This is a genomic window from Streptomyces pimonensis (genome assembly GCF_041380215.1).
Lineage (GTDB): Bacteria > Actinomycetota > Actinomycetes > Streptomycetales > Streptomycetaceae > Streptomyces > Streptomyces pimonensis.
Map to the genome: position 1 here is coordinate 1 of NZ_JAHWZY010000082.1, position 5,972 is coordinate 5,972.

At 73.3% G+C, this 5,972-nt stretch carries 2 protein-coding genes; both read left to right on the top strand.

Annotated elements, in window-relative coordinates:
• Window positions 1-4,693: type I polyketide synthase (locus KYY02_RS33250; RefSeq protein WP_371244688.1), on the top strand; the 4,693-nt coding region annotated here is incomplete at its 5' end.
• 36 nt (window positions 4,694-4,729) lie between these two features.
• Window positions 4,730-5,972, top strand: a 1,243-nt coding sequence (locus KYY02_RS33255) for a type I polyketide synthase (RefSeq protein WP_371244690.1), incomplete at its 3' end; no start/stop codon positions are given.

Here is a 5,972-nt window from a genome sequence, read left to right on the forward strand (position 1 = left end):
TGTGCTGGACGGGGTCGACGCCATCGGGGAGTTCCCGGGCAACCGAGGCTGGGACCTGGCGAACCTGTACGACCCCGACCCGGAGCACCTGGGCACCTCGTACGCCCGCGAAGGCGGCTTCCTGTACGACGCCGACCAGTTCGACCCGGCGTTCTTCGGTATTTCGCCGCGTGAGGCGCTGGCGATGGACCCGCAGCAGCGGCTGCTGCTGGAGACCTCCTGGGAGGCGTTCGAGCGGGCCGGGATCGACCCGAACTCGGTGCGGGGGCAGGACATCGGCGTCTTCACCGGCTCGAACGTGCAGGACTACACCACACTGCTGTCGGCGAGCGAGGAGAGTGTCGAGGGATTCATCGGCACGGGCAACGCGGCGAGCGTCGTGTCCGGCCGGGTCGCCTACGCGTTCGGGCTGGAGGGCCCGGCGGTGACGGTGGACACGGCGTGCTCGTCGTCGCTTGTGGCGCTGCACCTGGCGGTGCGGGCACTGCGGGCGGGGGACTGCTCGACGGCGCTGGCGGGTGGTGTGACGGTGATGTCGACGCCGGGTTCGTTCATCGAGTTCAGCCGCCAGCGCGGGCTGTCCACCGACGGCCGCTGTCGGCCGTTCTCGTCGGACGCGGACGGCACCGGCTGGGGCGAGGGCGTCGGCATGGTCGTACTGGAGCGGTTGTCCGACGCGCGGCGCAACGGTCACCGGGTGCTGGCGGTGGTACGCGGTTCCGCGATCAACCAGGATGGCGCGTCCAACGGCCTGACGGCGCCGAACGGGCCGTCGCAGCAGCGGGTGATCCGGCAGGCGCTGGCGGCCGCCGGGCTCGCTCCGTCCGACGTGGACGCGGTCGAGGCGCACGGCACCGGCACCAAGCTGGGCGACCCGATCGAGGCGCAGGCGCTGCTGGCCACCTACGGCCAGGAGCGGCCCGCCGACCGGCCGTTGTGGCTGGGCTCGCTGAAGTCCAACATCGGGCACACCCAGGGCGCGGCCGGTGTCGCGGGTGTCATCAAGATGGTCATGGCGATGCGGCACGGCGTGCTGCCGAAGACGCTGCACGTCGCCGGGCCCACCCCGCAGGTCGACTGGTCGACCGGTGACGTGGCGCTCCTCACCGAGGCCCGCGACTGGCCGGACACCGGCCGGCCGCGCCGCTTCGGCGTGTCGTCGTTCGGTTTCAGCGGCACCAACGCGCACGCCATCATCGAACAGGCACCGGACATCGAACCCACCGAAACCGCCGAACCCACCGAAACCGGCGAGTCCACCGGACCGGTCGCCGGACTGCCCCCGTCTCCGGTACCGCTACTGGTGTCGGCCAAGGACAACGACGCGCTGCGGGAGCAGGCCCAGCGGCTGCGGGCCCACCTGGTGGCGCACCCCGAGCTGGAACCGCGCGATGTCGCCGGCACCCTCGCGGTGGCGCGGTCGGTCTTCGACAGCCGGGCGATCGTCGTCGGCCAGGATCGCGACGGCCTGCTCGCGGGCCTGGCCGCGATCGCCGAGGGGCCGGCGGCGGTCGCCCGGGGCGTGGAGTCGGCCCGGGCGACGACGGGCACGGCCCGGCCCGCGGGCAAGGTGGCGTTCGTCTTCCCGGGGCAGGGTTCGCAGTGGCTCGGCATGGGCGCCGCGCTGGCGGAGTCGTCGCCGGTGTTCCGGGCCTCGCTGGAGGCGTGTGCCGAGGCGCTCGCCCCGTACGTGGACTGGTCGTTGTGGGACGTGTTGGCCGATGCCGACGCGATGGACCGGGTCGACGTGGTGCAGCCCGCGCTGTTCGCGGTGATGGTGTCGCTGGCCGCGCTGTGGCGCTCGTACGGTGTGGAGCCGGACGCCGTGGTGGGGCACAGCCAGGGCGAGATCGCCGCCGCTCATGTGGCGGGGGCGTTGTCGCTGGCCGACGCGGCCAAGGTGGTGGCGTTGCGGAGCCGGGCGATCGTGGAGTTGTCGGGCCGGGGCGGCATGGTGTCGTTGGCGGTGCCGGTCGACCAGGCTCGGGAGCGGATCGAACGCTGGGCGGGCCGGATCTCGGTCGCCGCGGTGAACGGTCCCGGTTCGGTGGTCGTGGCGGGTGACGCCGACGCGCTGGACGAACTGGTGGCGTCCTGCGACACCGACGCTGTACGGGCGCGGCGGGTCCCGGTGGACTACGCCTCGCACTCGCCGCACGTCGAGCGCATCCGCGAGACCTTGGCGACCGCGCTGGCCGGGGTGGAGCCGGCGGAGGCACGGGTGCCGATGCTGTCGACGGTGACCGGCGAGTGGCTGACCGGGACCGAGATGGGCGCCGAGTACTGGTACCGCAACCTGCGGCAGCCGGTGCGGTTCGAGGAGGCGACGCGTGGCCTGCTCGACCGGGGCGTCGGCGTGTTCGTCGAGTGCAGCCCGCACCCCGTACTGACCTTCGGGGTACGCGAGACACTGGAGGCGACCGGTGCCGAGGCCATCGTCGGGGGGACGCTGCGCCGCGACGACGGGGACCTGGACCGGTTTTTGCTGTCGGTCGCCGAAGCGTACGTGCAGGGCCTGCCCTTCGACTGGCGTCGGACGACGCCCGGGGCGCGGTACGTGGACCTGCCCACCTACGCCTTCCAGCGCCAGCGGTACTGGCCGAACATGGCCGAGGCTCCCGCGGCCGACGCCACCGACTCCGTCGACGCCCGGTTCTGGGCAGCCGTGGCGGACGGCGACCTCGGCGGACTGGCGGACGAACTGGGCGTGTCGCCCGACGACCCGATCGGCGCCGTATTGCCCCGCCTGTCGTCGTGGCGGCAGGCGCAGTCCGCCAACTCCGAGATCGACGGCTGGCGTTACCGCATCACCTGGCTGCCGGTGCCCGAGCCCACCGCCGTCCTCACGGGCACCTGGCTCGTGGTCAGCCGGGACGGCGCCGGCGAGGGATCCGTCGCCGACGCGTTGACCCGGTACGGCGCGCGGGTGCTGCCGGTCCGGACCGGCGGGGCGGAGGAGGACCGGGACGCGCTGACGGCCCGGCTCGTGGGGGTCGACGAGCCCGTGGCGGGCGTGCTGTCCCTGTTCGCGCTCGATCCCGGACTGCCGTCGGGCGGCGTGTACGCCACTCTCGCCCTCGTCCAGGCGCTCGGCGACGCCGGTGTCACCGCACCGCTGTGGTACGCGACGCGGGGCGGGGTCACGGTCGGACGCTCCGACACGCCCGTCCGTCCCGAGCAGGCGATGGTGTGGGGCCTCGCCCGGTGCGTCGGGCGGGAACAGCCCGAACGCTGGGGTGGCCTCGTCGACCTGCCCGACACCCTGGACGACCGCGCCGCCGCCCGCCTCGCGGGCATCCTCGCCGGCACCCGGGACGAGGACCAGGTCGCGCTGCGGACCGGCGGCGTGTACGCCCGCAGGCTGGTGCGGGCCCCCGCGGGCCGGATCGGCGACTGGGACCCCACCGGCACGGTACTGATCACCGGTGGCACCGGCGGGATCGGCGCGCACGTGGCCAGGTGGCTGGCCGCCAAGGGCGCGCAGCACCTGCTGCTGACCAGCAGGCGCGGACCGGACGCCGACGGCGCGGAGGAATTGCGCGCGGAACTGACCGAACTGGGCGCGCGGGTGACGATCGCCGCCTGCGACGTCGCCGACCGGGAAGCGCTGGCCAAGCTGCTGGCCTCGGTGCCGGAGGAGTATCCGCTCACCGCGATCATGCACACGGCGGGCATCCTGGACGACGGCGTGCTGACCGCGCTCACCCCGGACCGGCTCGCCGCCGTGCTGCGGCCGAAGGTCGACGCCGCCGTCAACCTGGACGAGCTGACCCGTGACCGGGAGCTGACGGCGTTCGTGATGTTCTCCTCGATCTCCGGCACGTTCGGCGCGCTGGCCCAGGGCAGTTACGCTGCCGCCAACGCCTACCTCGACGCGTTCGCCGAACGGCGCGTGGCGGCCGGCCTGCCCGCCACCTCGGTCGCCTGGGGGCCGTGGGGCGGCGGCGGCATGGTGGGCGAGCAGCTCGGCGAGATCCTGCGCAGCCGCGGCACGGCACCGTTCGAACCCGAGCTGGCCATCGCCGCACTGGATCGGGCCGTCCGTGAGGACGATCCGACCGTGCTGGTCGTCGCGGACATCGACTGGGACGTGTACGCGCCGTCGCTGCCGGCCACGCTGCTGCGGGAACTGCCCGTCGCCCGCCACGCCCCGGCACCCGTGGAGGCGGCGACACCGCAGGACCTGACGTCCAGGCTCGCCGCGCTGCCCGGACCGGAGCGCGAGCGCGTCGTCCTCGACCTGGTGCGGGAGCACGTGGCCGCCGTCCTCGGCTACGACAGCCCCAAAATGGTCGAGCCCGGCCGGGCCTTCAAGGAACTGGGCTTCGACTCGCTCACCGCGGTCGAGTTCCGCAACGTGTTCAACACGGCCACCGGACTGAGCCTGCCCTCGACCCTCGTCTTCGACCACCCCACCCCGGCCGCGCTCGCCACTCATGTGCTCGACCACATGCCGGGCATGGGCACACCGACCATCGACGCCGAACTGGACCGGCTGGAAGCCGCGCTGTCCGCCCTGACACCGGGCGACGACCAGCAGAGCGCCGCCGTCGGCGCCCGCCTCCGCGCACTGCTGTCCCGGTGGGACGAGGCGCACACCCGCACCGAACCCGCCGGCTCCGGACCGGACGCGCGCACCGCGTCGGCGGACGAACTGCTCGCCCTGCTCGACCAGCAGCTCGGCAACTCCTGAGCCGAACCGATGAACTCGCCTGAAAGGTCGCAACAGATGTCAAACGAGGAGAAGTACCTCGACTACCTCCGGCGAGCCACGGTGGACCTCCAGGAGGCGCGTGGCAAGCTGCGCGAGGTCGAGGAGCGCGAGGTCGAGCCCATCGCGATCATCGGCATGAGCTGCCGGTTCCCCGGTGGCGTACGGTCGCCGGAAGACCTGTGGGAGCTGCTCGCGGAGGGCCGGGACGCCATCTCCGCGTTCCCCACCAACCGCGGGTGGGACCTGGAGGCGCTGCACGACGACGACCCCGACCAGCAGGGGACCAGCTATACCCGCGAGGGCGGCTTCCTGTACGACGCCGACCAGTTCGACCCGGCGTTCTTCGGGATCTCCCCGCGCGAGGCCGCGGCGATGGACCCGCAGCAGCGGCTGCTGCTGGAGACGTCCTGGGAGGTCTTCGAGCGGGCGGGCATCGACCCGCACTCGGTACGGGGCAGCAGGACCGGCGTCTTCATCGGCACCAACGGCCAGGGATACCTGGCACGCCTGGCCACCGGCGCGCCGGACGGCTACGAGGGGTACTTCCTCACCGGCAACGCGGCCAGCGTCGTCTCCGGCCGCATCTCCTACGTGCTCGGCCTTGAGGGCCCCGCGCTGACCATCGACACCGCCTGCTCGTCGTCCCTGGTCGGCCTGCACCTGGCGGTGCACGCGCTGCGGCACAGCGAGTGCGGGCTGGCCGTCGCGGGCGGCGTCACCGTGATGTCGACGCCGGACACGTTCATCGAGTTCAGCCGCCAGCGCGGGCTGGCGGTGGACGGCCGCTGCAAGCCCTTCGCCGACGCCGCGGACGGTACCGGCTGGGGCGAGGGCGCGGGCCTGCTGCTCCTGGAGAGGCTGTCGGACGCGCGGCGCAACGGCCACCCGGTGCTGGCGGTGATACGCGGTTCGGCGGTGAACCAGGACGGCGCGTCGAACGGGTTGACCGCGCCGAACGGCCCGTCGCAGCAGCGGGTGATCCGCCAGGCCCTGACCGCCGCCGGGCTCGCCCCGACCGACGTGGACGCGGTGGAGGCGCACGGCACGGGGACGACGCTGGGTGACCCCATCGAGGCGCAGGCCCTGCTCGCCACCTACGGGCAGAACAGGCCCGCCGACCGGCCGTTGTGGCTCGGGGCACTGAAGTCGAACATCGGTCACACCCAGGCCGCCGCCGGTGTCGCGGGCGTGATCAAGATGGTCCTGGCGATGCGGCACGGCAAGCTGCCGAAGACCCTGCACGTGGACAGGCCGTCGA